The sequence below is a fragment of the Bradyrhizobium sp. F1.13.3 genome (assembly GCF_040548265.1).
In the GTDB taxonomy this organism is placed as follows: domain Bacteria; phylum Pseudomonadota; class Alphaproteobacteria; order Rhizobiales; family Xanthobacteraceae; genus Bradyrhizobium.
On the sequence record NZ_JBEPRI010000013.1, the window covers coordinates 189242 to 215110 of the forward strand.

Below are 25869 nucleotides of genomic sequence, written 5' to 3' on the forward strand. Positions count from 1 at the left end.
ACTGCCGTTTTTAGACTAACTTAATCGCGCGTCTATACCCGACGCTGAAATCCTACTGAGTCTTAAGACCAGTCACACCCAACTTCGCCGCAACTGACGGCGACGGCTGACTGGTTATGGATTTGACTCTAGGGAATGTCGCGCCTGACGCCCCCCTCCGACTTTCAATCGCAGCAAAGTTAGCCTTTCCCGACGGCTCAATGACCGCATCTGGATTGCGGCGCGAGGCCAATCGCGGACGGCTGCGCATCGAGCGCGTCGCCGGGAAGGACTTCACCACACTCAACGAGATCAAGCGAATGAGGGAGCTATGTCGCGTCCCTGCAAGGGAGGCGGGCATTGAAAGCCCGTCACCTAACCCATGCGCATCATCAGGATCGGAGGTCACGGTTTCACCGCAAGACGCGCTGCGTGCGCGTCTCAAACAAAGCCGTTTGCACGAACAGAGCAAGCCTTAGCGATCCGATAAATTTGTCACTCGTCTACCAAACATCACGAAGCGGAAAAGATGCCAAACATCAGCAAGGGACCTCGTCTCTGGAAGCGCCCCTCCGAGCCGGGACGCCAAGCACTATGGGTCGTCAAGGACAAAGGTAAGCGTATCTCCACGGGATGTGTTGCCAAACCATCTGAGGCCCATCCGCCAGAAGCGGCAGAGCAATTTCTCGCCAACTACATTGCGGCAAAGTACGCTCCTGAACGTAAGATGAAGGACGTGGATCGCATCCTTCTGGCCGATGTTTTGTTGATCTACCACACCGACCGCCGCGACCAATTTGAAGACAAGCTGCAGCAACGTCGTTTCGATGCATCTATCGGCCGCCTCAACGAATACTTTGGCAACTACAAGCTTAGTGAGATGTCTCAGGCTCTGACGGACGGCTATGTGAAGCATCGAGGTGGTCCCGGCGGTGCGCGTCGAGACCTTGAGAATCTCAGGACTGCAATCAATCATCACGCCAAACAAAATCTCCACCGCGCGGTCGTCACGGTGTCGCTTCCGCCGAAAGGTCAGGCGCGAGAAAGATGGTTGGAGCGAAGTGAGGCGGCTCGATTGCTGTGGGCAGCCTGGAGGCACCGCGAGGAGCAGACCATTCATCGTGGCAAGAACAAAGGAATCAAAATCAAGACCGGCAAGCACACGCTTCGCCATCTTGCCCGCTTTGTCCTGATCGGCCTGTATACCGGAACCCGAGCTGCCGCAATTGCGGCTGCTTCACCAAAGCGCGAGGAAGGCCGCGCATACGTCGATCTGAAAGCCGGGATTTACTATCGGCTCGCCCGTGGGAAGCGCGCCACGAACAAGCGGCAGCCCCCCGCCCCACTCCCTGATCGCCTCATGGCTCACATGCGCCGATGGGTGGACAAGAAGATTATCACGACGTGCTTCGTGGAGTGGAACGGGAAGCCCATCAAGTCGGTGAAAAACGCCTTTGCCCGGGCGGTGGAGGTCGCCGGGCTAGACCTCACCGACGGCAACGTGACAGCACATACCTTGCGTCACACAGCAGCAACTTGGCTAATGCAGCGCGGCGTCGATCCGTGGGAGGCCGCAGGATATTTGGGCATGTCGGTCAAGGTGCTGATCGAAACCTATGGCCACCACCATCCTAACCATATGCGTGGCGCTGCCGATGCAATCACCAGAAAAGGCCGAACGCCTTCTGTTCTCACTGCTCGGTCCGCGGACCGCTCGCGGACCGTTTGACCGTGAACAAACGCGAATTTTGCGAATGAACGCTCTCGAAAAGTGACGATAAATCAAGCCCACCAAGCCCGACTAGACCGCTCATAACGGTCTGGTTGCGGGTTCGAGCCCTGCCGGGTCCGCCAGCCTTCGCTCGCTTCGCGAGCTTCGGCTCGGCAAGCCGGAGCCATAAATGACAAGCGAAGCGGGCGAAGGCCGCCGCGCCAAAGCCCAACAATCAATTGCTTGAGCCGTTACCAAATTTTCCGGTGGATCGGCTGATTTTGTTGGTGCCAGACATGCTCAGGATCGCGACACTCTCCGTTGCGACACGCGATCTCCGCGGGCGCATCCGGCGGCGGATGTGTGGCGCCGCTTCGGCCTCTCTCATGTCGGGACTGAGTATGCGAAAGCTTCTGGCGATTTTGGTGATCTCGTGCTGGGCCAGTTTGGCTTACGCACAAAAGGCCGACCTTATTGTCACGAACGCAAAGCTCGTGACGCTGGATCCCGCATCGACGATCGCGCAGGCTCTCGCAGTCCGCGACGGCAAGATCGTCGCGATTGGCGGCAACGATGCCATGGAAGGCCTGATCGGGCCCGCGACGCGCCGTGTCGACGCAGGTGGACGCACCATCATTCCGGGATTGATCGATTCCCATATTCACGCCGTGCGCGCCGGCCTCACCTACGCAACCGAGGTCAACTGGATCGGCGCGAAGACCATTGGCGAGGCCATGGAACGCTTGCGCCAGGCGGCAAAGGCGCGCCCGGCGTCCTGGATCATCGTGGCCGGTGGCTGGAGCGAATTGCAATTTGCGGAGAAGCGGCGGCCAACGCTCGCCGAGGTGATGTCGGCCGTTCCCGACAATCCGGCTTACATCCAGTTGTTCTATTCGGCGGTGCTGATGACGCCAAAAGCGCAGCAAGCGCTCGGGATTTCCGCGGATCAATTGCCGGCCGGTATCACAGCCGCATCGGGCGACAGCACGGGCTGGCTCAACGGTTCCATTGTCAGTAGCTCCGCGCTGTTCGATCGGCTGCCGAGGCCGAATTTCGAAGAGAATGTCGCCGGCACCCGGCAGTTCTTCATGGAGCTCAATCGTCTTGGCGTGACCGGGATCGTGGATCCCGGCGGCTTCAGCATTTATCCCAGCCATTACGCCGCCCTGCAAAAGCTCTGGCGTGACAAATCACTTTCGGTTCGGGTTGCCTTCAGCCTGTTCGCCCAGAATGTCGGCGCGGAATTCGAGGAGTACAAGACCCTCACGCCGTTCCTGCCGATGGGATTCGGCGACGACATGCTGCGGTTCAACGGACTAGGCGAGCGGATCACCGGCGCCATGTACAACAACAATGCGCCCGACGCGGCCGCCAAGGACAAGTTCCGCGAAATCATTCGCTGGGCGGCCAAGCAAGGGCTGACAGTCACCATCCACTGGCAGGAAGACAAATCCGTCCATCACCTCCTGGACCTCTATGACGAGGTCAACAAGGAGACGCCGCTCGCGCCGTTGCGCTGGTCCATCGCCCATCTCGACAACACCTCGCCCGAAACACTGGCGCGCATGAAAGCCCTCGGTGTCGGCTGGACCATGCAGGACGCGATGTATCTCGGAGGCGACCGTATCGTGGCGCAGGTCGGCGAAGCCGCGCGCAGCATGCCACCGATCGTCACGGCGTTGCGCATTGGGGTCCATGTCGGGGCCGGCACGGATGCGCATCGGGTCGCATCCTACAATCCGTTCGTGGCGCTGCAATGGATGCTCGACGGCAAGACCGTCGGCGGACACTCGACGCGCGGCCCGGACGAAACACCCAGCCGCGAAGATGCCTTGCGCCTCTACACCGTGGGAAGCGCGTGGTTCTGCTTCGACGAGACGCGACGCGGCACGTTAGAGCCCGGCAAGCTCGCCGACTTCGCGATTCTCGATCGGGATTTCTTGTCCGTCCCCGTCGAGCAGATCGGCGCCACGGCGTCGCTGCTGACGGTCGTGGGCGGCAAAATCGTCTACGCAGCGGATGCTTTCTCGAGCGCGAAATGAGAGCTGGAGGGCGACCGCGCCGCTCTCACGAGATCTCGGTCTGTTGTCCATTGCGGCGACATTCGCTCTCGGCCCACACATGCAGCTTCGGCGGCCGAGCCGGATGTCATACCAATTTCGCCGCCTGCTATGCCTACGGCATCGATATGGTGATTGTGCACTCAGTGAGCCCGCCCCTTTTTGGGGTACGAAGACTTTGAATTAAGTGCACTGTGACCGTAATCCCTTATTAGAAACGTGAATAAAAATACTCGGCACGATGAGACGTGTTCACCTAGCGCGGCTGCCTTTTCGAAGCTGTGACGGCGAGACCATCGTCGAAAACGCACATAGACCCATGCCGCACACCGGCCCATATTACCCAGGCATCACTTTGTTCGACGAGCAAGGGAGCCACCGCATGTACGCCAACATTCTCTTGAGCACGGACGGATCGGACGTCGCGACGAAGGGCGTTGAGCATGGCATTGCCCTGGCGAAGGCCTTGAACGCCAGGCTGACGATCATCACTGTGACGGAAGCACTGCCGATCGACTATGGGGGCGGACACGACTCGGGATGGATTCCGACGCGGGACGAGATCGATAGCTATGACGCGGCCTGCAAGGTCCGCGCGGGCAAGGTGCTCGATCAAGCGCGCGCGATGTCGGAGCAGATCGGCGCGCCTGCAGAATTCTTGCACGTTCCGAATGCGCACCCCGCGACTGCGATCATTGAAACAGCCAAGCTTGGGGGATACGACCTGATCGTGATGGCCTCTCATGGACGACGCGGCCTCAGGAAGCTGTTTTTGGGCAGCCAGACATCCGAGGTCCTGGTGGACGGCAGCGTGCCGGTGCTGGTGGTGCCGAAGCCGTCATCAGTGTAGGGATTATTGGCACCACTCAGCTGATCCGCTGAACGACCGCACAAGACCGCTCTCCCGCGGCAGGAGCCATCCATGACCAGTGAAAAAGGCCCGAACATCAAGAAGAAGCAGAAATGCAAGAACTGCGAAGGCAAAGGCCTGCTCAAGAAGGGCGACAAGGTGGTGAAGTGCCAGCGCTGCAAGGGCACGGGCGTGCGGTGATGATGAGGTGATGACCTTCCCGCCGCGCTAATTCGCGCGGACGCCACCGGCAAAGTGCTTCTCGAGAGCACCGGACCTGACATCCTCGATTGGCACTTCCTGCCGCAAGGCGCGTTGCGGTCTTTTCGAGGGAGATGCAGATGACCAAGACCGACACGCAGGGCGCAAAGACCGGGACATCGCCGACGGGTTCGGCGGCGCTCAACCCCGGGGATGAAGCCCCTCCGGGAACGACGGGCACGGGCGAAGATGTGTGCCCCGATTGCCATGGCAAGGGGCGGATCGACGGCGCTCCCTGCGCCACGTGCGGCGGCAGCGGGACCGTGATCCGGGCTGTCGGCGGGGCCTGAGCAAAGCGCAGGACGCGGCGATTGAGCCGGGCTGTGACTCTCCACCGCGGCTTCATTGTTCCAGCAACGAACGGCCCGCATCCGTGTTTTCCGGATGCGAGACACAATGAGGCGCGCCATGACCAGGGATCCCGGACTGAAGCCCGACGACTTTCCCATCGAAGCCGACAAGGACAAGCTCAAAACACATAAGGGCGAGCCGGTCGCCTCGGCCGAGTCGGAGAAGATCGCGGATCAGATCGCCGAACGGCTGAACGAGCATGCCCACCAGGAAGAGCAGGATCGTTGGTCGGCTTAGGCACTTTGCCTTGCCGGCAGCAACCCGCAGAGAGCAACGGCTTTTGTAGGAACGACCTTAGGCCGTTGCGTATTGGGCCGCGCCGGGTCCTTGCGATTCCGGCAATGGCGGCCCTGGCTCGAAGCCCCGCCCCCGGGTCACAGGCCGGGACCGCCTGACGGGGATCGGCCCGTCGTCTCAGGCCGGCATCTCAGCCCGGCATTTCAGGGCCGTCTTGGAGGACTGCGCGAGAGACCATGGAGGCGCCCACACCAGGGATGCAAAACCCGCTTCGACAGGCGCGGCTCTACGGCTACCTGATCGAACGCGAGGGCGCGCTGTTTCATCCCGGCGGCAGCCACCCGCTGTGCAGCGCGGGCATGACGCGACGCATGATCGAGGCGGGCTGGCTGGTGAAGGCCGGCGACCGCTACGAGCTGACACCGCAAGCGCAGCAACGGATCGCCCCGGGCGCGATGAGTCCGGGATGACTTAATCGTCGGTGGTGCGGCATTTCCGCTCCCGCGCAGGAACAGGTGCGTCCCCAAATCTTTGCCTCGGCACGGCATGTGACGACGTCAAGCAAAGGAGCGGACATGAAAAAGCTGGTTCTCGCAGGGCTCGTTGCGGCTCTCGCATTCTCCCCTTCCGCATTCGCGCAAGGCGGCGCGGGTGCGTCCAGGACCGGGTCGAGCATCGACTCCTCTGGCACCGGCGGCGCGACGGGAGCGGGCGCCTCCAGCCTCAACACGTCATCGGATAACAATGGCGGCGGCGCGAACGCACCGGCGAAGTCGTCGACGACGCGGCCAGGCGACAACGACACCAGGCAAACGCAAGGAGGCCAACAGGCCATGCCAGGTTCCGGCTCCACCGGAGCGAACCGCAAATAGGCGCGCCGGAACGATTGACCGATTTCGCTCACGCAAAAGGCCCGGATGATGATCCGGGCCTTGTCTCGTCACCACCAGGGATCCCAATAGGGCGGTGGAGCGTAGGCGTAAGGTACATAATAGGCCCGCCGCACGACGCGCGGTCCATAGTAGCCGTAGGGCGGACCATAGTAGCGCGGGCCATAATAGGCGTTGGCCGCCAGACCAGCCGTAAGCGCACCGGCAACAAGGCCGAAGCCGATACCGGGACCTCCCCAATGGCCGTGCCAGCCGCCGCGCCAGCCATGAGCTTCCGCCGGCGAGGCCGCCGCCACAAACAGGGCCGAGATCATCGTGAGGACCAAAGCAAGTTTCTTCATGTGCGACTCCCAGAACTTGGAAACCGACCGCAAAACGCCAAACCGGAATTGAAGTTTCCGGGCGTTTCGGAAAATTTTGCAGCGAGCCGACGGACGCGAATGCCTCCACGAAACGGCAGCGGGCGAGAGCGGTGGCTCCCGCCCGCTTCATGCTTACACTCCATGCTTACTTGCCGTTGATCGCGATCCGCTTCACCTTCTGTTGTGCGGCCGGTGACTTCGGCAGGGTGACGGTGAGAACGCCGTTGTTGAAGGAAGCGGCGACCTTGTCCTGGTCGACGTCATCGACCGGAATGCGCCGCTCGAAACGGCCATAGTAACGCTCGCTGAAGAGACGTTCCTTGTCTTTCGTTTCGCTCTTCTTCTCGCCGCTGATCGTCAGCACGCCATTTGCAAGCTCGACGTTGACGTCCTTCTGCTCGAGACCGGGAAGCTCGGCGACAACCTTGACCTCCTTGTCGCTCTCGTCGAGTTCGACGTTCGGCCAGCCCATTGCGGTCGAGGAGCCGAACGGACTGAGATCGAAGCTGCGGAAGGCGTCGTCGAACAGCCGGTTCATCTCGCGATGAAGCGCAAGCAGCGGATTGCCGGGTTCGCCGCGCTGAACGGCCATGTTGCGTGAGCCGTTGTTCCACGGAATCAGATCGCGTAGTGCCATTGTCGTTTCTCCTTATCTCCTGTCTTGATGGTCGATTGGCGCAGCTCAGCGCGCGGCGATGGCCACGCACGCGCTGCACAGCCCGGACGATCAGCTCGTCAGGCCGCCTGCTTGTGCTCGATTTCGGGTCGGCGTTGCCGGCAGCATCGATCGCGATGCGACGCGGCGGAACGGCGGTCGAAACCAATGATCGAACACCAGAGGGGAGACATATCGTCGTTTCTCATAACCACATCCTCCTGTGAGCAACATGGATTAAGAGCATCACCGGGGCGAGCCCCGATGGCCTCGCCGGACCCTGCTTTGGCGTCCGGCACCGCACTCGCATGCGGTTGCCAAAAGAATTAGGAGGCGGCGATTTGGTTTCAAGAGCCGGTTGCCAAGCGCCCCCCGATGGCGGCCCGAACCTTTTCGAACGCGCGCATTTCGATCTGCCGCACCCGCTCGCGTGAAACGCCGTATCGTGCCGCGAGCTGCTCGAGCCTCAGCGGCGGCTCGGAGAGCCAGCGCGCCTCGAGAATGTCGCGCTCGCGCGGCTTGAGGAGGTCCAGCGCGCCGGCAAGGGCTTCACGCCTCCGTCTGGTTTCTTCCCGCTCGGCGTATTCGGCTTCAGGACTGGACGCGGGGTCGACGAGCCAGTCCTGGACTTCGCCGCCGTCGGCATCGCGCACCAAAGCATTGAGCGACAGGTCGCCGCCGAGGCGCCGGTTCATCTCGATCACGTCGTTCTCCTGCACGCCGAGCCGCCGCGCGATCCGGCTGGCGTGCTCGGGGCGGAGATCACCATCCTCCAGGGCGGAGATTTCCGCCTTGGTCCGGCGAAGCTTGAAGAACAGCTTCTTCTGCGCCCCGCTGTTGGCAATCTTGACCAGCGACCAGGACCGCAGGATGTATTCCTGGATCGACGCCTTGATCCACCACATCGCGTAGGTCGCAAGCCGAAAGCCCCGCTCCGGCTCGAAGCGCTTGACGGCGTGCATCAGGCCGACGTTTCCTTCGGAAATGATGTCCGCAACCGGCAGGCCATAGCCGCGATATCCCATCGCGATCCTGGCAACGAGCCGCAGATGGCTTGTAACCAGATGATAGGCTGCCTCACGGTCGCCGTGCTCGCGCCATCGCTTCGCGTAGGCCATTTCCTGGTCGGGCCGCAGCATCGGAAACTTTCGAATTTCCGCCAGGTAATGTGTCAAGCCGCCCTCAGGCGACAGCATCGGAACAGTTACAGTGCTTCCCATTGCCCACCTCTTCGAATTTGTCTGCTTACGCTCCAAAATCGACATGACAGAAAATGGTTTCGGCCGAGGATGTTACGACCGGTGGGGCTGGCGGCCGAGTTTGCGGCGGCTCCGGCCGCGTCACGAGATAGAGCTCGCCCGCCACCAATAGGAGGGCAGCGACGGCCAGGGCCAACATGCCGAGCACCAGATCGCTGTCGTCATCCATGCGCGTTCGAAAGTATGTCGATGTCGAAGTTCGGCAGCCATCGGCTTTGGCTGTCAGCGCATCGAACGTCGTCACCGGAATTTTGTTCCGGCCTTCCGGCGCTCTCACCCCGCCAGCGAATTCCTCGTCGCGCGAAGAATATCGTCCGACAGCTTGGGATCGTCCACGGCGCGGGCGAGCACGAGGGCGCCGACCATTGAGGCGGCGGCGGCGAGCGCCTTGTCCTCGCGCTGGCGTGGCTTCAGCGTGGAGGCCATCCGGCTGCTCAGCAGGGCGATCGTACCGCGCACGCCGGCGGTGAAGCGCGTCCTCAAGCCGCTGCCTTGACGTGACACCTCACAGGCGAGCGCAGCGAAGGGACAGCCGGCGGCGGCATCGTCGCGATGCCCCGGGGAGAGATACTGCGAAACATAGTCCTCGAGCGCGAAGGCCTCGGGCAATTCCTGGCCTTTGGCCTTGATCGCATGGGCGACCGCTTCCTCGACCAGACGCTCCTTGGAGCCGAACTGGCTGTAGAGGCTGCCGTGCGTCATCCCGGCCGCCTCGGCGAGCGCGTCCACACCGACGCCGGCGATGCCGCGCTCCCGCAGCAGGCGCGAGGCGGTCTCGAGAATATGCTCGCGATTTTTGGCGGCCTGTTCCTTTGAGACGCGCATGGGACCGATCCTTGGACAAGGGATTTGGGCACGGGGCTTGACTTTTATAATTACGATCGTCATCTATATCAATAGTTACGATCGTAATCAAACGATTTCAGACCCGGTAGTGGCGTCGGAGAGGCACTATGAACAGGATTAAACCGAAGATCGCGCTGGTGACCGGCGCCTCCTCAGGCATCGGTCAGGCCACGGCGGAGCGGCTCGCAAATGCCGGCTACAAGGTGTTCGGCACCAGCAGGCGGGGCGCGCAGGCCGGCAAGCAGGCGTTCGAGATGTTGGCCCTCGACGTCACCAGCGACGCATCGGTGGAAGCCGCAGTCGGCGAAGTGATCCGGCGCGAGGGCCGCATCGACCTGCTCGTCAACAACGCCGGCTTCGGCGTTGCCCCCGCCGGCGCGGAAGAGAGCTCGATGGAGCAGGCGCGCGCGATTTTCGAGACGAACTTCTTCGGCCTGATCCGGATGACGCGCGCCGTCGTGCCGCACATGCGGCGCCAAGGCAACGGCCGCATCATCAATATCGGCTCGGTGCTTGGCTTTCTGCCGATGCCCTATGGCGCGCTCTATGCCGCGACCAAGCACGCGGTGGCGGGCTATTCGGAATCGCTCGACCATGAACTGCGCACGCGGGGCATCCGGGTCTCGGTGGTCGAGCCCGCCTACACCAAGACGCCGTTCGACGCGAACTTCATGGAGCCCGACGCCACGCTCGAGGAATATCGCGAGGCGCGCGCCGGTGTGACCAAACGGGTGAACGAGGTGATGACGACGGCCGAACAGCCCGGCGTGGTGGCCGAGACCGTGCTGAAGGCCGCGAGCGCGGCGCGCCCGCAACTCAAATACGCGGCCGGCAGCCTTGCAAAGCGCCTGCGGTTTCTGCGCCGGTTTGCGCCCGCAGCCCTCGTGGATGCCGGAATCCGAAAGGATTTGCGGCTCGATGCGGTGGCGGCGTCGCAGCCCGCCCGCACCGCGCGGGCTTTCTGAGGGGCGCAAGCTTGCCGTCGCGAAGAACCTCCGGACCGAGAAGAAAAATGAAAGCACTCGTCTTCAAGCGCTACGGCAAGCCGGACCAGATCGCGTTGGCCGACATCCCCCGGCCGACGCCGAAGCCGAACGAAATCCTGGTCCAGGTTCACGCCGCGGGCTTGAACCCAATCGACAACATGATTCCGAAAGGGACGTTCAAGCCGATCCTCAAGTTTCAGCTGCCGGCCACGCTGGGGAGCGACCTGGCGGGCGTCGTCGTCGAGGTCGGAAGCCGCGTGACCCGCTTCAAGCCGGGGGACGCCGTCTTTGCCAGCATCTTCGATCTCGGCACCGGCGCTCTCGCAGAATTCGCGATCGTGCCGGAGGATGCCGCCGCACTCAAGCCGCCGAACCTGGACTTCGTGCAGGCGGCCTCGATTCCGATGGTCGGCCTGACATCGTGGCAGGCGCTGAGGGAGCGCATACGGCTCAAGCCGGGCCAGAAAGTGTTCATCCCCGCGGGCGCCGGCGGGATCGGCACGTTTGCGATCCAGCTCGCGAAATATCTCGGGGCAAAAGTGGGGACGACGACCAGCACCGGCAATATCGATCTGGTGCGCAGCCTCGGGGCTGACGAGGTGGTCGACTACAAGATCCAGCAATTCGAGGCGGTGCTGCGGGACTACGACGCGGTGCTGGGTACGCTCAGGGGCGACGCGGTCGAGACATCGCTTCGGATCCTGAAGCGGGGGAGCAGGATTGCTTCACTGGTCGGGCCGCCGGACGCCGCGTTCGCGCGCGCCCGGGGCATGAATGTCTTCATGGTGCTGCTGTTCGGATTGCTGAGCCGCAAGATTATTCGCCAGGCCGGCAAAATCGGCGCGGACTATTCGTTCGTGTTCGTGCACCCGGACGGCAGCCAACTCGCCGAGATCGGCGAGCTTCTCAAGGCGGAGCGTATCCGGCCGGTGATCGACAAGGTCTTTCCGTTCGAACAGGCGAAAGAGGCGCTGGCGTATCTCGAAAGGGGACGAGCTAAGGGGAAAATCGTCGTCCAGATGAGATGAGGGCGTGGATGCGGCCCGCCCAATCGCCTCAGCCCTCTACCCGCCACAGCCGCCATCGTTCCGGCACGCCCTTGAGCTGGTGCATGCCGTGATCCCTGAAACGGATTTCGGACTGCGACGCCAGCAGCTCCTTCACCGCACTCGACACCAGCACCTCGCCGGCGCGCGCCTTTGCGGCGACGCGGGTGCCGATGTGGAAGGCGAGGCCGACCGCCTCGGTGCCGCTCACGGTGTATTCGCCGGCATGCAGTCCGACCCTGATCTCGAGGCCGAGCGTACGCACGGCCTTCTGAAGCGCGGTCGCGCAATTGATTGCGGCAGCCGGCGTCTTGAACGTCGCCAGCACGCCGTCGCCCGTCGTCGTGACCTCCTTGCCGCGCGAGCTCTTCAGCTCCTTGCGGACCGCCGCGTAATAATGGCCCATGATTTTGGTCCAACGGACATCGCCGAGCTTTGCCGCTTTTGCGGTGGAGCCGACGATATCGACGATCAGGATCGTGGCGAGCGCTCGCTTGAGCTCGGTGCTGCCTGCGGCCGGCCGGCGACGGAGCACGATCGCGCCGGCCAGCGGTTCATAGCGATGGTTGCGGCGCCGCGCGATCGCGGCCTTTGCGTAATCCTGGGCACGCTGCGCGCTGCCACAGCGAATTGTCTTCTCCTGCGGCAGACGCGTCCAGTAGACCTTTCGTCCGTCACCGGCGCCCTGGACCTCCACGGCGCCCCACTTCAGGAGGATCGCCGTGCCGACGCGCCGGACACACCACGCCTTCGACGTGTAACCCGATACGTTCGACTGATGGATTCCGATGCGGAGGAATTTTGGCATGAACGTGCGGCCGATCGAAGCAACGTTTGGGCGACCCAGGGTCAAGCGTAGTGACACACTCGCGCATTGGCAATACGATCCCGTCAAGACCTGTTCATTTGAAACCAGTGCATATGCAAAATCATTTTCGCGCTTTTTGTGAAGCCGCCCTGTTGTCAGCCGCGCTCGAAATCGTCGCCTTGCCCGACATGGCGCGTGCGCAGTCGGGGAGCGCCGGCGGCAGCATCGGCAACGACGAAAAATCGCTGTCCGGTTCGCGCGAGACGCCGCGGGCGGCCGAGCCTTCGAAGCCGGCACGACGCAGCAAGCCCGCGGACGACGAGCCGCGCCGCGCGCCGCAAAAGAGCGGCGGAGGCGGCAATCTCGACGGAGCATGGGTCCTGACCAGTGTCGGCGCGTCCTGCGGCACCTCCACCGATACGGTGGTCATCACCGGCGGCCAGCTGGTCGGACAGTACGGCACCGCTCAAGTCAGTCCGAACGGCTCCACATCCGGGGTCGGTGCCGCCGGAAGCCTGACCTGGACCATGTCCGGCCGATTTTCAGGCCGCAGCGGCTCCGGTACGTTCCGGCGATCCGATGGATGTGTCGGAAGCTGGACCGGATCGAAACAGTGATGTTTCCTTGCCTCAGCCCTGATACGCAAACAGCTCGATCGGCTCGCTGAAGCCGCGCACCCCGTGCTCGCCGACACGCTCCAGATCGAACTGGCTGCCAACGAGATCGGCGAATTCGCGTGACAGCAGCACCGTCTTTCCCAATTGCTTGGTCAGGGCTTCAAGGCGCGAGGCCATGTTGACGGCGGGACCGATCACGGTGAAGTCGAGCCGGGTGGACGATCCGATATTGCCGTACATGACGTCGCCGACATGGACGCCGATGCCGTAGTTCAGCGGCGCGCGGCCGGTGCCGTCGTTGCGCGCGTTCAACGCGATCATGGCCTGCCGGGCTTCGGTCACGGCGTGCAGCAGGTTTGCACCGGCATTGGGCTCGCTCAGCGGGAAGATGGCGAGCAGGCCGTCACCGATGAATTTCAGGATCTCGCCGCCATGCCGGGCGATCGGCTCCGACATCGCGTCGAAATAATCGTTGAGCAGATCGATGACGTCGTCCCGCGGCCAGTTGTCCGAAATCTTGGTGAATTCGCGCAGATCGCAGATCATGATCGCGGCGCGCACCGTCGTGCCGGTGCCGCGCCGCGTGGCGCCGGCCAGGATGAGCTCGCCCGCGTGGGAGCCGACATAGGTCTCAAGCAGCGTCCGCGCCAAGCGATTTTTGATTCGGATCTCGCTGACCAGCGACAGCACCGGCAATATGTTCTTGAGGGCGGCGATATGCGCGTCGTCGAAACCGCCGGGCCGGTCGGTCGCGAAGGTGACGAGATGGCGCTTGCCGAGCGTATGATAGAGGGGCCAGGCCACGTAGTCGGTCAGGCCCTGCGCGCGCATCTCGCGATAAAGCGCGTGCTTGCGGCCGAGCGCGGGGTCGCCTTCGAGATTCTCGCGCAACTCGGTTGCGCCGTCGAACATTTCGCTGGCGGGACTACCGATGAACTCGGACCGCTCGCGGACGTCATAGTCGACCCGCGCAATCTCCGCCTCGCGCATGCCGTCGGACCACATGAAGCGGGCGCCCAGCCATTGCGGGTGCTGGATCAGCACGTGAAGCGTCGACCGCGCCAGCGGAATACCGGCCTGCTGAAGCCGGATGCACATCTCGGCAAAGATAACGTCGATGAAGCGCTGGTCCCGCGTGCCGTTGATCAGCCAGTCGACGACGCCGTCGGACAGCGTGGCGGATTTCTTCTCTGGGATCATATCTGCCCGTTCATATCGTGGCCGCCCGCATCGTGCTTTGGGCGGCGGCTGCATCAGGGCAGATATCGTGCTCCGGCGCGACGGCGTCAACCTAGCTAGTTGCACGGATTGTACGCATCGCTCTGATGGGCGGGAACGCCGTTCAGCCGACGATTTGAATAGAGCCCAGCACAGCCCGCCCCGAGACGAGCGCAAGCGTCGATGCCCCCGTCAGTTCGACCTTCAACGTGTTTTCGTGCGAAATCGAAAAATCCGTACCGTCGAGACGGATGCCGCAGTCGCCACGCGCCGCATAGACCAGATGCGTGCCGGCGGACAATCGCCGTTCACCGGGCTCCCTGAGCGCTTCGAGCTCAAGAGCGACCGCACCGCGCCGGCCCATCAAATTCACGACCTCGACTGGCCCTTCCTCGAGCCTGGTCACGATCTCGAGCTCGCCGGTGAAGCGCACCGTGGTGAACGGCTCGCGCTCGTCGAATTCCTGGGTGGGGGACTTCAGCACCAGCCCGCGGCCGCCGACCACCATTTGCAAACGGTCGATGCCGGGCATATGGGAGAACGGCCCGGGTGCCACGATCGGGGTCGCCGCGAAGCGCCACAGCAGGCTGTCCCAATCCTTCACGCTGGAATCAGCGCGATGGGCATCCGCGATATCGGTGAAGATGCCGCCGCCGTTCTTCCAGGGCGAGCGAGCGTAGTCTTCGGATTTCAGCAGTGTGGTTTTCATGTCTTGAGGTGGTCCGGGAGCGCAAGAGGACGGGTGGTGTTAGTTGCGTATCACGCAGACAGGATCGTCGCCAGCTCGCTTCCCGTCAGCGCGCCAATCTTTCGCGACTACTTCGTCGTCAGTGCCGCGACCGGGCGCCACGCAACATCAGGCGCGCTCTCAACCAACTGCCGGCAGCGGTCGCGCATCAGTTCGGCCGGGCGATCCGGGCCACGCATGTTCAGCACGCCTTCGAAATCGGCGAGTGCAGCCGCAAACCGGCGAGCGCGATAGCTGGCGAGCCCCTGCTCGTAGCGCCCGATCCAGCAGGCTGTCTGGTCGCCGCCGCCCTCCCCGGCAAGTCCGATCAATTCATAGACCGCAAAACCCTCCTCGCGTCCATACACGGCGATGCTGTCGATCTCGCGCGTGATGATGGCGCCGCGTGCGAGACGTTCGGTCGCTTCGCCAATGAGGATCTGCGTGCCGTAGGATTTGTTGGCGCCCTCGAGGCGGCTCGCGACGTTCACGGCATCGCCGATCACGGTATAATTCAGGCGCAGCTCGGAGCCGATATTGCCGACCAGCATGCGGCCAGAGTTGATCCCGATCCGGATCTGGAGCGGCTGGCCGAGATCGTCGGCAAGGCCCGACGCCGCGATGGCTCTGCAACAGCCGAGCGCCGCACGGCAGCAGCGCAGCGCGTGGTCGGCCTGCGGCTGCGGCGCGCCCCAGAATGCCATGACGGCGTCGCCGATGAATTTGTCGATGGTCCCGCCATTGGCGACGACGGCCTCTGAGGCGAGGTCGAGGTAGCGCGACAGCAACGGCACCACGCGATCGCCGAGCCGCTCGGACAGCCCGGTGAAGCCGGCGATGTCGACGAACATCACGCTGAGCTCCTGCATGCTGCCACCGGGCCTGGCCTCGACGCCCTGCCGCAACAGCGAGCGGACCAGATCGGCCGGGATGAATTTGCGAAACGCTGAAAGACCGGCCGCCATCTCGGCGATCGCGCCGGACAGGCTCGCGATCTCCTTCAGCCGCGACGGATGGCGGCGGACCTGCTCCAGCGCAAAAGCTTCGACATGACGCAGCTCGCCGACGACGCGCGACAGCGGCGCGGCGATGACGGAACGCGCCAGCATCGCCGAGGCCAATGCTGCGAGCACGGCGCCGATGGCAAGGCCGAGGATCAGGCGGCGCAATGTCGTCTCGACCGGACCGAGGAACTCGGCCTCGGGGATCACGGTCGCCAGCGACCAGCCGGGAAACGGCAGCGGCGTGAGCGCCACTTCGTAAGCCGCGCCAGCCGATGTCAGCCGGCTTCGCCAGGCTTCCTTGCGGCCATCTTCGCCCGCCTTCACGAGTGCCATCCGCGCCAGCGGTAGCAGCGTCGTATCGCCCTTCGCGGCGTGCAGCTCGTCGGCGTCCTTGTCGGGCGCCGCGATCAGCTCACCACTGCCGTCGATGATGAAAGCCGTTCCGGTGCGCCCGACCTCGAGCTGCGACAGGAAGCGCGCGAGCCTGGTGTACTCGATGACGATGGCCAAGACGCCCTGCCGCTCCTGGTAGACGTCGATCGGACCGGCAAAGGCGATCGAAGGCCGCTCTCCGGTCGGATGGTCCATGACCTTGAACCACTCCGGGTCCGCGGCCGCCAGCCCGGTCTTGAACCAAGCGCGATCGGCGACACGAAAATCGGTCGGTTCGAAACGGCGATTGGCGAATTCGATGTCGCCGGGCACCACCTCGTATTCGTCGATGCGGCGCTGGCCAGCATGATCGGTCAGCGAGATCTCCATCATCTCCAGCCGGCGGTCGCCGAGCTTGTGCGCGGCGAAGAAGGAGCCGTCGGGCCAGCCAAAGGCGACCCAGGAGATCGTCGCCTGCGACTGCAATTGCGACAGGAAGACGAATTCGCGCTTGTCGGCCTCGCGGGTGTCGAGCACGTTCTGCAGGAACAGGGTTCGGATCGCGGTATGGGCGGCACGCGCCTCGTCCACGATCGCGGCGACCTCCTTGCGGACAGCGGCCACGATCTGCTCGTTGATGGTCGATGCGAGCTGCCGGCTCGCCGCTTCCGCCGTGCGCCACCACAGCAGGCTGGAGAGGGCCGCGGTCAAAAGAATCGCGGTCAGGACCAGCGCCGAGACGGCGAGGCGGATGCTGACCGTCAGCTTCGCGATCGCGCGCAGGTGCCGTCCGGGATCAACATTCATCGCTGTTTCCGTTCTCCGGCAAAGCGGCGACTGGCCACCTCCTGTTACCGTTCTACGTGGCACGCGTGCATTCGTTACCTGTGACAGGCACCGCGTGCCGCCGCCAATGCTCTCCGGCTAAGGTCTCGATAGAGACTAGGCATTGGATTGACCCGCCCGTCACCCGCTAATTCGGTCCAAGCGCACAGCCCGTGCGCCCATCCAACGGCCTCACAAACTCGTGACCTGCTCGATCGGTAACACGAGCTGGGTGCGAGGCGAACCGAACAAGGCGCTCTTCGCCTGCCAGGCGATGCCATCTCGAACAGGAGAATCTTCAATGTCTGCCAAACTTGCCGTGACCACGCTCATTCTCGCCGGCGCCATGTCGACCGCACTTGCGACCCTGGCCGCTGCTGCTCCGCTGACCAAGGCCGAGGGCGACGCGGCCGTCGCGGCCAAAAAGGAAAAATGCTTCGGCGTCGCGCTGAAGGGCCAGAACGATTGCGCCGCCGGGCCGGGCACGACTTGCCAGGGCACCTCGACCACCGACTTCCAAGGCAATGCATGGAAATTCGTCCAGGGCGGCACCTGCACCAGCATCGAGCTGCCGGGCGGCAAGAAGGGCTCGCTCAAGCCGGTCTGACGCGCTGCGACACGACCACGACAACAGGGAAGAGCGGAGAGAAACCATGACGACGGCAATCGCGCCTGACATGTCTGCGGTGCCCCTCCGCTATTCCGCGCCCATCGGCGGCGTCGCCGGGACCAGCTTCAAGCTCGAACATCTTCAGGCGATCCTGAGCGCAAAACCGCAGCGCGGCTTCTTCGAGGTCCACGCCGAGAACTATATGGGTGCAGGCGGACCGCCGCATCGCGCGCTGGAAGCGATCCGCCGCGACCATCCACTGTCGCTGCATGGCGTGTGCATGTCGATCGGCGGACCACAGCCGCTCGACAAGGCGCATCTGGCCCGCTTTCGCGGGCTGGTGGCGCGCTACCAGCCTGCGCTGGTATCCGAGCATCTCGCCTGGTCGACGCATGAGACCAGCTTCTTCAACGACCTGTTGCCGCTGCCCTACACCGCGGCAACGCTCCGAAACGTCTGCGATCACATCGATCAGGTGCAGGACGCGATCCGCCGCCCGCTGCTGCTGGAAAACCCATCGACCTATATCGCTTTTCGCGAATCGTCGATGAGCGAGACCGATTTCATCCATACTGTCGCCGAGCGGACCGGCTGCGGGCTGCTGCTCGATATCAACAATGTATTCGTATCAGCGACCAATCACGGATTCTCAGCGCTCGACTACCTCGCGGACTTTCCGCTGGCCCGCGTCGGGGAGATCCATCTCGCCGGACATGCCGAGCAGGCCGACGACGAAGGCGATCTGCTGCTGATCGACAGCCATGACGGCCCCGTCGCGGACGCCGTGTGGAAGCTGTACGAGATCGTCGTCCGGCGCCGCGACGGCGTGCCGACGCTGATCGAGTGGGACAGCAAGATTCCGGACTGGCCGGTCCTGCAGGCGGAAGCCGCCGCCGCGCAGGCGATCCTCGATCGTTGCCGCCCGGTCGCGTTGACGGGAGATCGTCATGCCGCCTGAGCCTGACGTTTGCTTTGCCGCAGCCTTTGCACCGGCGCTGCTGGACCCGGTGCGCCCTGCGCCTGAGATCGTGACCGGTCCGAACGGCAAGGCACCCGGCAAGCGCTACGATGTCTACCGCAATAACGTCACGGTCAGCCTGATCGACGCGCTCGCCGCGATCTATCCGGCGGTGCAGCGCATCACCGGGATCGACTTCTTCCGCGCCATGGCGCGCTTCCATGTTCGCCAGACGCCGCCGATCTCACCGCTGCTGTTCGAGTACGGCCGCGACTTCCCGGCCTTCGTCGCGCAATATGAACATGCGCAGATGATGCCATGGCTCGCAGATGTCGCCCGCATCGAGCGGGCCTGGCTCGATACCTATCACGCAGCCGACGCCGCACCGCTGTCGCCGGCGCAGCTTGCAGGGGTTGCGCCGGCGCGGCTGGGCGATCTCGTTCTCATACCGCACCCGGCGGCGGGGATCGTGCGGTCGCAATTCGCGGCGGTGACGATATTCGCGGCCAACCGCGATACGTCGCCGGTCGGGCGCATCGACGCTGCGTCGCCGGAAGACGCGTTGGTCACGCGCGCCGAATTCGATGTCGTGGTCCGGCACCTGCCGCCCGGCGGAGCGGCATTCGCGAGCAGCCTGATGTCGGGTCGGCCGCTCGGCGAGGCTGCTGCACGCGCGCTCGACGCGGCGGCCGACTTCGACATCGCTTCGAACATCACCGGCCTGATCGAGGCGGGCGCCTTCACCTCAATCGCTTTCGGAGACGTCTGATGATCACGGACCAACGCATGCAAGCGGGTGGCGGCCTCCCCTCGCTCGGGCTCCTCGTCGACAAGGCCAATCATCTGGTGCAGACCATCGCCTCGCCATCGGTCGTTCAGCTCGTGCTCCGCGTCGCGCTAGCGGTGCCGTTCTGGCGTTCCGGCATGCTCAAATGGGCAGGCTTCCTCAGGCTCAACGACACCGCGGTGACGTTGTTCAGCGACGAATTCATGCTGCATCTGCCGGGCGGGCCCTATCATTATCCGGCGCCGACCGTGATGGCCTTCCTCTCGGGATGCGGAGAAATCATGTTCCCGATCCTCCTTCTGCTCGGCTTCGGCACGCGGTTTGCGGCGCTCGGACTGCTGTTCATGACCGTCATCGTCGAGCTGACCGTGCCTGACGGCTGGCCGATCCACATCACTTGGGCGGCGATGGCGCTCGGCATCATGGCCTATGGGCCGGGCTGGGTCTCGCTGGACCATTTGATCTGCCGAGCGCGCGGCCCCCGGCCATAGGCGCTAGGCGTCCTGTCACATCCCGCTCAGGCCGCTATCGACCGCGAGCGTCTGCGCAGTGACGTAGACGCTCTCGTCCGAGAGGAAGAACAGCACGGCATAGGCGATTTCCCAGGCGGTGGCCTGGCGGCCGAATGGAACGTGGCCCTTGCCGCGGTTGGGTCGGCCGGCGCCGGCCTCGCGGCCGTTCGGGGTGTCGACGAGGCCGGGATAGACCAGGTTGGTGCGGATGCCGCGGCGCGATCCGAGATGGGCGATGTTGCGCATGAGGCCGCCGAGCGCGGCTTTCGATGAATCATACACCGCCATCTGCGAGCCGGCTTTCAGCGCGGCGATGGAGGAGATGAAGACGATCGATCCGCCGTTGTCGAACTTCGGCAGGCCCGCGCGGCAACACAGCATCGGACCGCGAACGTTGACGTCGTAGATCCCATTCCACTCCTCGGGGCTGACGGCATCGAGCCCGACCTTGCCGAAGGTGCCGATGTTGAGCACCATGCCGTCGAGACCGCCCATGGCGCGATGCGCCTCGTCGATCATGCGCTGGACGTCGGATTCAGAGGTGACATCGGCCGCGATGGCAAAGCCCTCGCCGCCTTCGTCGGTGATGTACTTTACCGTATGCTCGGCCGAGGTGCGGTTGCGATCGGCGACCGCGACCTTCGCGCCCTCGCGCGCGCAAAGAATGCTCATGGCGCGGCCGTTGCCGATCGGATCGGTGGCGGCGTCGAACACACGCTGGCCACCGCCGACGATCAGGATGCGGCGGCCTTCGAGACGTCCCCTGCCCGGCGCTTCGCCCAGCGATTCCGCGCTCGGCGGGCGGACATAGCGGTCTGGCCTGGTCTCGGAATTCTCGGACATGCGCGCCGCCTTATTTCTTGCCGCCGTCATAGACCTTCATGCCAGCTGCCGGATCGAGATCGGTCTCGGTCGCCTCGGTGAGACGCGCCATCATCATGTAGAAGCCGAGCGCGACAATGGATTCGACGATCTCCTGGTCGCTGAAATACTCGCGCATGGCGGCGAAGATCGCCTCGGGAACGCGGACGTTCTCGACCACTTCGCGGCCGAATTTCAGCAGGGCGCGCTCGGCATCGCCTAGGCCGGCGGCATCGTAGTCGGCGCGCTCGACCGCATCGATCTGTGCTTGCGTGCAGCCGATTCCGAGCGCGATCGGCACGTGCTGGCGCCATTCATAGGCGCCGCCTTCGAGCTGGGCTGCCTGCAGGATCAGGAGCTCGCGATTGACCGCACTGAGCTTCTGCTTGTGCAGGATCGAATTGCCGAGCCGCATCGCCGGGATCATGTTGGCCTCGGCATGAGCCATCATGCGGAAAATATTCAGCTTGACCGGCATGCGGTCGAACGACGCGCGGATATCGCCGCTGGTCGTCTCCGGATCAACCAGGGGCAGCCTTGCCACGATTCTCTCCCTTGGCTTTTCGTTTCTTGTTGTCGTTTGTCCCGCCATCCGCCGCGATCAGCGACAGGAAGAACGCGAGGTAGCGGTCGATCGCCTCGATCACCTTCGGCCGCGGCGACGGTGCCGCGCCCATCACGTAATGCTCGAGACGGATGTAGATCAGCCCGGCCGCGAACAGCCGCGCGGTCTCGCGCGGATCCGGCGTCGAGACCAGACCGGCGAGCGCAAAGCCGCGGAAATAATCCGTCATCATGCTCTGCTCGCGCGCGTAGAAATGATCGGCGAATTTGGCGCGGATGCCGGGCACGCGGTTGCGCTCGGCGGTGATGACTTTCTGGAACTGGTGCTCGCGCGGATCGGACCATTGCTCGACCAAATCCAATGCAAACTGCCGGCAGAACGCGGCAGGCTGGCGCGCAAGCTGCTTGTAGCGCGGCTCTTCCAGCCGGCTCGCCGAGCTGGCCGGACCGTGCTCGGCAACGATCGCATCGAGGATCGCGGCCTTGCCGGCGAAGTGATTGTAGAGGCTGCTCTCGCGAATGCCGACGCGACGCGCGAGCTCGCGCATCGAGGCGCCGCCGTAGCCGCTCTGCGCGAACAGATCGAGCGCCTCGGTGAGGATGCGCTCGCGGGTCGTGGGCGCAGCCGCTTCCGCCGCGCTGGTGGTGTGGACAGCCATGCGGCTTGACTAACGAACGATCGTTCGCTAGTCAACCGTACGGACGATCGTTCGTTTCTACTCCGCGCCTCAGAGAAGCGGAGAGCAAACCTTGGGGAGACGACGTCATGGCGCGCTTCGCCCGCCTTCGCGCGGCCTGCATCCTGTTGCCGGTGCTCGCAGCCAGCACCGTTCACGCCCAAAACAAATACGACCCCGGCGCCGACGACAAGACCATCAAGATCGGCACCACCGCGCCGCTGAGCGGCCCGGTGTCGGCCTTCGCGCAGATCGCGAAATCCGCCGAGGCCTATTTCCGCAAGGTGAACGACGACGGCGGCATCAACGGGCGTCGGATCCAGATGATTATCGCGGATGACGCCTACAGCCCGCCGAAGACGGTGGAGCAGACGCGCCGGCTGGTCGAGAGCGAGGACGTGTTGCTGATCTTCGGCGGTGTCGGCACGCCGACCAACAGCGCCGTGCACAAATACCTCAACGACCGCAAGGTGCCGCAGCTCTTCCTGGGATCCGGTGCGGCGAAGTGGGACGATCCGAAGAACTTCCCCTGGACCGTCGGCTGGCAGCCGACCTATCGCGACGAGGCGATCGCCTATGCCAGATACATCAAGGCGAGCCATTCCAATGCGAAAATCGGCGTGCTCTACCAGAACGACGACCTCGGCAGGGACTATCTGAAGGCGCTGGAGGAAGGTCTCGGCAACGGCGAGGCGATCGTCGCGCGCGCGGCTTATGAAACCTCGGCGCCGACCGTGGACACCCAGATCCTCCAGTTGAAGACCGCAGGCGCTGACGTAGTGCTGGTGGCGGCAACGCCGAAGTTTGCGGCGCAGGCGATCCGCAAGATCGGCGAGATCGGCTGGAAGCCCGTCACCATCATCTCCAACGTCTCGGCCTCGATCAGCGGCGTGCTCGAGCCGGCCGGCAAGGACAATTCCACCGGCGTCATCTCCAGCCAGTATCTGAAGGACGCGACCGATCCGGCACTGAAGGACGATGCCGGCCTCAAGGAGTGGGTCGCCTTCATGGACAAGTACCTGCCCGAGGCCAACAAGAGCGACTGGCTCAACGTCTATAGCTACACCATCGCGCAGACGCTGGTGACCGTGCTCAAGGCCGCCGGCAACGACCTCACCCGCGCCAACGTGATGAAGCAGGCAACGACCATGAAGGACGTGCGCCTGCCGATGCTGATCAACGGCACCGCGGTCAGCAATTCGCCCGAACGCTTCACGCCCATGACCAGCCTCCAGCTGATCCGCTTCGACGGCACGCGTTGGATGCCGTTCGGCGATCTTCTGAAGAACTGAGCGATGCGGCAGGTGCGCATCGGCAGCATGCGGATCGATCTCGTCAGCGAGATCGCAGCGCTCGCGTTCGACAAGGCCTGGCTGTTCGCCAACGTCACCGACGAGGTGATCGAGGCGAACCGAAGCTGGCTCGATCACCGCTATATCGAGCCGGAGACCGGCCGCTTCATCCTCAGCCACCATTCATATTTGGTTCGCACGCCGCGCTGGACCGCCATCGTCGACACCTGCTGCGGAAATCACAAGCAGCGGCCGCGCGTCCCGGCGTGGAACAACCTCGACCAGCCTTATCTCGAGAACATGCAGGCGCTCGGCGTCAGGCCCGAACAGGTCGACTTCGTAATGTGCACGCATCTGCATGTCGATCACGTCGGCTGGAACACACGCCTCCTCGACGGCCGCTGGGTACCGACTTTCCCCCAGGCGCGCTATCTGATGGGGCGCGCCGAATATCGCCACTTCGAGGCCGCGCACAATGCCGCGCCAAACAGCCCGGTGAACCACGGCTCGTTCGAGGATTCGGTGCTGCCGGTGGTCGCCGCGGGCCTTGCCGAATTCGTCGAGACCGATCATCGCCTGTTTGACGATCGCGATGCCGCCTTGCGCTTCGCGCCGGCGCCGGGCCACACCGCCGGCAACATGCAGATCCATCTCAATGGCGGCCGCGATCACGCGGTGATGTCGGGCGATGTCATCCATCATCCGATCCAGTGCGCCGCGCCCTGGCTGTCGAATGCGGCCGACGTCGATCCGGCTGCTGCGATCGCGACACGGATGGCGCTGCTCGAAGAGCTCGCGGACACGCCGAGCTATCTGCTCACCGGCCATTTTCCGGTGCCGACCGCGGGGCGCGTGATCCGGCACGGCGAGGCATTCCGGTTTCGGTTCGAGGATTGAGGGGGAAAGACACCATGAAGCTGCGCATTATCACACTGTCGTTGCTCGCATTGCTCTCGGCAGCGCTGCCTGCGCGGGCCGAGGATCCGGCCGCCTATCCCACGCACAAGATCAGGATGCTGCTGCCCTATGCGGCCGGTGGCGGCGGCGACGTGATCGGGCGGCTGCTCGGCGACAAAATGGGCAAGACGCTCGGACAGAGCATCTATATCGAGAACCACACCGGCGCCGCCGGCACGCTCGGCACGCAGATGGTCGCGGCGTCGGCGAATGACGGCTACACCATCACAGTCGGCGGCATGACCACACATGTGCTGGCGCCGGCGATCTATCCGAAACTGCCCTACGATTCGATCAAGGATTTCACCACGATCGGACGCATCGGCACGTCCTCGATCATGCTGGTCGCGACCAAGGATTTTGCCGCCAACGACATCAAGGGCCTGATTGCGCTGGCCAAGAAGGGCGAACCGATCCAGTACGGAAGCTGGGGCGTGGGCTCGACCGGACAATTCTGCGCGGAAATCCTGATGCAGCAGACCGGAATCAAGATGGACCACGTGCCGTTCAACGGCATCGCCAAACTGGCCGGCGATTTGCTGGGCGGCCACATCTCGCTGGCGACACTGGACATGGCGACCGCGACGCCGCTGGTGAAGGACGGCTCGATCAAGGCGCTGGCCGCCTGCGGCGAGCGTTCGCCGAGCCTGCCGGATGTCGCAAGCTACAAGGAACAGGGCGTGCCGTTCGACCGCAGCCTGTCCTGGGCGATGTATGCGCCTGCGGGCCTTGCCGAACCGATTGCGAAAAAGCTGTCGGCAGCATTGAAGGACGCGCTCGCCGATGCCGAAGTGAAGCAGAAGCTGCTGGGGCTCGGCATCACGCCGCAATTCGTGCCGGGCGACGAGCAGCGCGACATCAACGCCCGCGACATCGCGGCCTGGAAGCAGGTTGCCAAGGAGGCGGGCATTGAAGTGAAGTGAACGGAGGTCAAGTGAGCCAAGTGACAAGGGGAGCGCCGGCATGAGCCGCATCTTCGGCGCGGTGCGCCAGAACGGATATGTGGTGCGGGACATCCACGCCGCGATGAAGCACTGGATCGAGGTGATGGGCGTCGGCCCCTGGTACTACATGGACCGCGTCAAGACCGACTGGTTTCGCCATCGCGGAGAAAACTCAGCCGTCGAGATGAGCATCGCGCTGGCGAATTCCGGCGATCTCCAGATCGAGCTGATCCAGCAGCGCAACGACGCGCCCTCGCTGTACCGGGAATTCCTCGAGTCCGGCCACGAAGGCCTCCAGCACATGTCCTACTGGAGCCACGACTACCAGGCGCTCTACGACCGGGCGCTCGGGCTCGGCTACAGGATCGGCCATGAGGGCCAGATCGGCGGCGACAAGGGGCGCTTTGCCTATTTCGACACGCAGGCCCATCCAGGCACCGTGATCGAGATCTCCGACATCAGCGGCACCAAGGGGCCGTTCTTCGAGAAGGTCCGACAGGCCGCGGCCAACTGGGACGGCACGCGGCCGATCCGTGAGGTCGGTGCGAGCCGATGACGCCGGAGGCCCGCAAGGCGATGCAGGAACCGGCCGGGTTCACCGCGCTGCTGGCGCGGTAGACCGCAATCCATGGTAATATGAGCC

At 63.9% G+C, this 25869-nt stretch carries 31 protein-coding genes; 19 read left to right on the forward strand and 12 right to left on the reverse strand.

Features of this window, described 5'->3' with window-relative positions; genetic code table 11:
* The first annotated feature begins 508 nt into the window (after window positions 1-508).
* From ABIB66_RS30230 to ABIB66_RS30265, 8 genes are all read left to right on the forward strand, one after another.
* The gene (locus tag ABIB66_RS30230; RefSeq protein ID WP_354256773.1) at window positions 509-1708 is read left to right on the forward strand and encodes a site-specific integrase; all 1200 of its coding nucleotides are present in this window, start codon (window positions 509-511) and stop codon (window positions 1706-1708) included.
* Between the two features lie 383 nt (window positions 1709-2091).
* A complete protein-coding gene (locus tag ABIB66_RS30235; RefSeq protein ID WP_354256776.1) occupies window positions 2092-3732 on the forward strand; it encodes an amidohydrolase in 1641 nt (546 codons plus the stop codon).
* Window positions 3733-4132: 400 nt separating this feature from the next.
* Window positions 4133-4600 carry a universal stress protein gene (locus ABIB66_RS30240; protein WP_354256826.1) on the forward strand — a complete coding sequence of 156 codons (468 nt, stop codon included), beginning with the start codon at window positions 4133-4135 and terminating at the stop codon, window positions 4598-4600.
* A 72-nt stretch (window positions 4601-4672) separates the two neighbouring features.
* A complete protein-coding gene (locus ABIB66_RS30245) occupies window positions 4673-4801 on the forward strand; it encodes a hypothetical protein (RefSeq protein ID WP_007600646.1) in 129 nt (42 codons plus the stop codon).
* Between the two features lie 140 nt (window positions 4802-4941).
* Window positions 4942-5151 carry a hypothetical protein gene (locus ABIB66_RS30250; RefSeq protein WP_354210414.1) on the forward strand — a complete coding sequence of 70 codons (210 nt, stop codon included), beginning with the start codon at window positions 4942-4944 and terminating at the stop codon, window positions 5149-5151.
* 118 nt (window positions 5152-5269) lie between these two features.
* Entirely contained in the window at window positions 5270-5449 is a 180-nt protein-coding gene (locus tag ABIB66_RS30255) for a hypothetical protein (RefSeq protein WP_275172131.1), read from the forward strand.
* A gap of 257 nt (window positions 5450-5706) precedes the next feature.
* Entirely contained in the window at window positions 5707-5919 is a 213-nt protein-coding gene (locus tag ABIB66_RS30260; protein ID WP_354210415.1) for a hypothetical protein, read from the forward strand.
* Window positions 5920-6024: 105 nt separating this feature from the next.
* The gene (locus ABIB66_RS30265; protein ID WP_354210416.1) at window positions 6025-6321 is read left to right on the forward strand and encodes a hypothetical protein; all 297 of its coding nucleotides are present in this window, start codon (window positions 6025-6027) and stop codon (window positions 6319-6321) included.
* Between the two features lie 68 nt (window positions 6322-6389).
* On the opposite strand, the gene ABIB66_RS30270 is transcribed toward ABIB66_RS30265, so the two are convergent.
* The 5 genes from ABIB66_RS30270 to ABIB66_RS30290 all read right to left on the reverse strand — a co-directional run bounded on the left by ABIB66_RS30270 (window position 6390) and on the right by ABIB66_RS30290 (window position 9440).
* Window positions 6390-6680, reverse strand: coding sequence for a hypothetical protein (locus ABIB66_RS30270; RefSeq protein WP_354256780.1), 291 nt, complete (start codon window positions 6678-6680; stop codon window positions 6390-6392).
* 166 nt (window positions 6681-6846) lie between these two features.
* Window positions 6847-7338, reverse strand: coding sequence for an Hsp20/alpha crystallin family protein (locus tag ABIB66_RS30275; RefSeq protein ID WP_354065234.1), 492 nt, complete (start codon window positions 7336-7338; stop codon window positions 6847-6849).
* A 365-nt stretch (window positions 7339-7703) separates the two neighbouring features.
* Window positions 7704-8576 (reverse strand): RNA polymerase sigma factor RpoH, encoded by an 873-nt coding sequence (gene rpoH / locus ABIB66_RS30280; protein ID WP_354065236.1) that lies wholly within the window; start codon window positions 8574-8576, stop codon window positions 7704-7706.
* A gap of 25 nt (window positions 8577-8601) precedes the next feature.
* Window positions 8602-8859, reverse strand: a complete 258-nt coding sequence (locus ABIB66_RS30285) for a hypothetical protein (RefSeq protein WP_354256783.1) — start codon at window positions 8857-8859, stop codon at window positions 8602-8604.
* A gap of 29 nt (window positions 8860-8888) precedes the next feature.
* A complete protein-coding gene (locus ABIB66_RS30290) occupies window positions 8889-9440 on the reverse strand; it encodes a TetR/AcrR family transcriptional regulator (RefSeq protein ID WP_354256786.1) in 552 nt (183 codons plus the stop codon).
* Window positions 9441-9568: 128 nt separating this feature from the next.
* Here ABIB66_RS30290 and ABIB66_RS30295 point away from each other — a divergent pair, with 128 nt between their 5' ends.
* Both ABIB66_RS30295 and ABIB66_RS30300 read left to right on the forward strand, forming a co-directional pair.
* Window positions 9569-10426, forward strand: a complete 858-nt coding sequence (locus tag ABIB66_RS30295) for an oxidoreductase (protein ID WP_354210420.1) — start codon at window positions 9569-9571, stop codon at window positions 10424-10426.
* 47 nt (window positions 10427-10473) lie between these two features.
* Window positions 10474-11475 (forward strand): NADP-dependent oxidoreductase, encoded by a 1002-nt coding sequence (locus ABIB66_RS30300; protein WP_354256791.1) that lies wholly within the window; start codon window positions 10474-10476, stop codon window positions 11473-11475.
* Window positions 11476-11503: 28 nt separating this feature from the next.
* Here ABIB66_RS30300 and ABIB66_RS30305 read toward each other — a convergent pair whose 3' ends face one another.
* Window positions 11504-12301, reverse strand: a complete 798-nt coding sequence (locus tag ABIB66_RS30305) for an adenylate/guanylate cyclase domain-containing protein (protein WP_354256794.1) — start codon at window positions 12299-12301, stop codon at window positions 11504-11506.
* A gap of 113 nt (window positions 12302-12414) precedes the next feature.
* Here ABIB66_RS30305 and ABIB66_RS30310 point away from each other — a divergent pair, with 113 nt between their 5' ends.
* Window positions 12415-12918, forward strand: coding sequence for a hypothetical protein (locus ABIB66_RS30310; RefSeq protein WP_473320781.1), 504 nt, complete (start codon window positions 12415-12417; stop codon window positions 12916-12918).
* Window positions 12919-12930: 12 nt separating this feature from the next.
* Here ABIB66_RS30310 and ABIB66_RS30315 read toward each other — a convergent pair whose 3' ends face one another.
* From ABIB66_RS30315 to ABIB66_RS30325, 3 genes are all read right to left on the reverse strand, one after another.
* Window positions 12931-14118 (reverse strand): adenylate/guanylate cyclase domain-containing protein, encoded by a 1188-nt coding sequence (locus tag ABIB66_RS30315; RefSeq protein WP_354210423.1) that lies wholly within the window; start codon window positions 14116-14118, stop codon window positions 12931-12933.
* A gap of 142 nt (window positions 14119-14260) precedes the next feature.
* Window positions 14261-14845: a HutD/Ves family protein gene (locus ABIB66_RS30320; protein ID WP_354210424.1), complete on the reverse strand. Its 585-nt coding sequence runs from the start codon at window positions 14843-14845 to the stop codon at window positions 14261-14263.
* A 107-nt stretch (window positions 14846-14952) separates the two neighbouring features.
* A complete protein-coding gene (locus ABIB66_RS30325) occupies window positions 14953-17046 on the reverse strand; it encodes an adenylate/guanylate cyclase domain-containing protein (protein ID WP_354210425.1) in 2094 nt (697 codons plus the stop codon).
* A 319-nt stretch (window positions 17047-17365) separates the two neighbouring features.
* Between ABIB66_RS30325 and ABIB66_RS30330 the strand changes: the two genes are divergently transcribed.
* Genes ABIB66_RS30330 through ABIB66_RS30345 form a run of 4 tightly spaced genes read left to right on the forward strand, consistent with a single transcriptional unit; the run spans window position 17366 to window position 19910 of the window.
* The gene (locus ABIB66_RS30330) at window positions 17366-17671 is read left to right on the forward strand and encodes a BufA1 family periplasmic bufferin-type metallophore (protein ID WP_354210426.1); all 306 of its coding nucleotides are present in this window, start codon (window positions 17366-17368) and stop codon (window positions 17669-17671) included.
* Window positions 17672-17717: 46 nt separating this feature from the next.
* Window positions 17718-18632, forward strand: coding sequence for an MNIO family bufferin maturase (gene bufB / locus ABIB66_RS30335; RefSeq protein WP_354210427.1), 915 nt, complete (start codon window positions 17718-17720; stop codon window positions 18630-18632).
* The gene (locus tag ABIB66_RS30340; RefSeq protein WP_354210428.1) at window positions 18622-19401 is read left to right on the forward strand and encodes an HvfC/BufC N-terminal domain-containing protein; all 780 of its coding nucleotides are present in this window, start codon (window positions 18622-18624) and stop codon (window positions 19399-19401) included. The genes bufB and ABIB66_RS30340 overlap by 11 nt, the downstream gene beginning before the upstream one ends.
* Window positions 19401-19910: a DoxX family protein gene (locus ABIB66_RS30345; protein ID WP_354210429.1), complete on the forward strand. Its 510-nt coding sequence runs from the start codon at window positions 19401-19403 to the stop codon at window positions 19908-19910. The genes ABIB66_RS30340 and ABIB66_RS30345 overlap by 1 nt, the downstream gene beginning before the upstream one ends.
* Window positions 19911-19925: 15 nt before the next feature.
* Here the strand turns inward: ABIB66_RS30345 and ABIB66_RS30350 are convergent, their stop codons facing one another.
* Genes ABIB66_RS30350 through ABIB66_RS30360 form a run of 3 tightly spaced genes read right to left on the reverse strand, consistent with a single transcriptional unit; the run spans window position 19926 to window position 22015 of the window.
* Window positions 19926-20774, reverse strand: a complete 849-nt coding sequence (locus ABIB66_RS30350) for an SDR family NAD(P)-dependent oxidoreductase (RefSeq protein ID WP_354210430.1) — start codon at window positions 20772-20774, stop codon at window positions 19926-19928.
* A 10-nt stretch (window positions 20775-20784) separates the two neighbouring features.
* Window positions 20785-21336, reverse strand: a complete 552-nt coding sequence (locus ABIB66_RS30355; RefSeq protein ID WP_354210431.1) for a carboxymuconolactone decarboxylase family protein — start codon at window positions 21334-21336, stop codon at window positions 20785-20787.
* The gene (locus ABIB66_RS30360; protein WP_354210432.1) at window positions 21314-22015 is read right to left on the reverse strand and encodes a TetR/AcrR family transcriptional regulator; all 702 of its coding nucleotides are present in this window, start codon (window positions 22013-22015) and stop codon (window positions 21314-21316) included. Before ABIB66_RS30360 ends, ABIB66_RS30355 begins: the two co-directional genes overlap by 23 nt.
* A gap of 107 nt (window positions 22016-22122) precedes the next feature.
* Between ABIB66_RS30360 and ABIB66_RS30365 the strand changes: the two genes are divergently transcribed.
* The 4 genes from ABIB66_RS30365 to ABIB66_RS30380 are packed head-to-tail and all read left to right on the forward strand — an operon-like array spanning window position 22123 to window position 25782.
* Window positions 22123-23325, forward strand: a complete 1203-nt coding sequence (locus ABIB66_RS30365) for an ABC transporter substrate-binding protein (protein WP_354256797.1) — start codon at window positions 22123-22125, stop codon at window positions 23323-23325.
* Window positions 23326-23328: 3 nt separating this feature from the next.
* Window positions 23329-24222: an MBL fold metallo-hydrolase gene (locus ABIB66_RS30370; protein ID WP_354256800.1), complete on the forward strand. Its 894-nt coding sequence runs from the start codon at window positions 23329-23331 to the stop codon at window positions 24220-24222.
* 14 nt (window positions 24223-24236) lie between these two features.
* Entirely contained in the window at window positions 24237-25205 is a 969-nt protein-coding gene (locus tag ABIB66_RS30375) for a Bug family tripartite tricarboxylate transporter substrate binding protein (protein WP_354210434.1), read from the forward strand.
* Between the two features lie 40 nt (window positions 25206-25245).
* Window positions 25246-25782 (forward strand): VOC family protein, encoded by a 537-nt coding sequence (locus ABIB66_RS30380; RefSeq protein ID WP_354210435.1) that lies wholly within the window; start codon window positions 25246-25248, stop codon window positions 25780-25782.
* The last annotated feature ends 87 nt before the right edge of the window (window positions 25783-25869 follow it).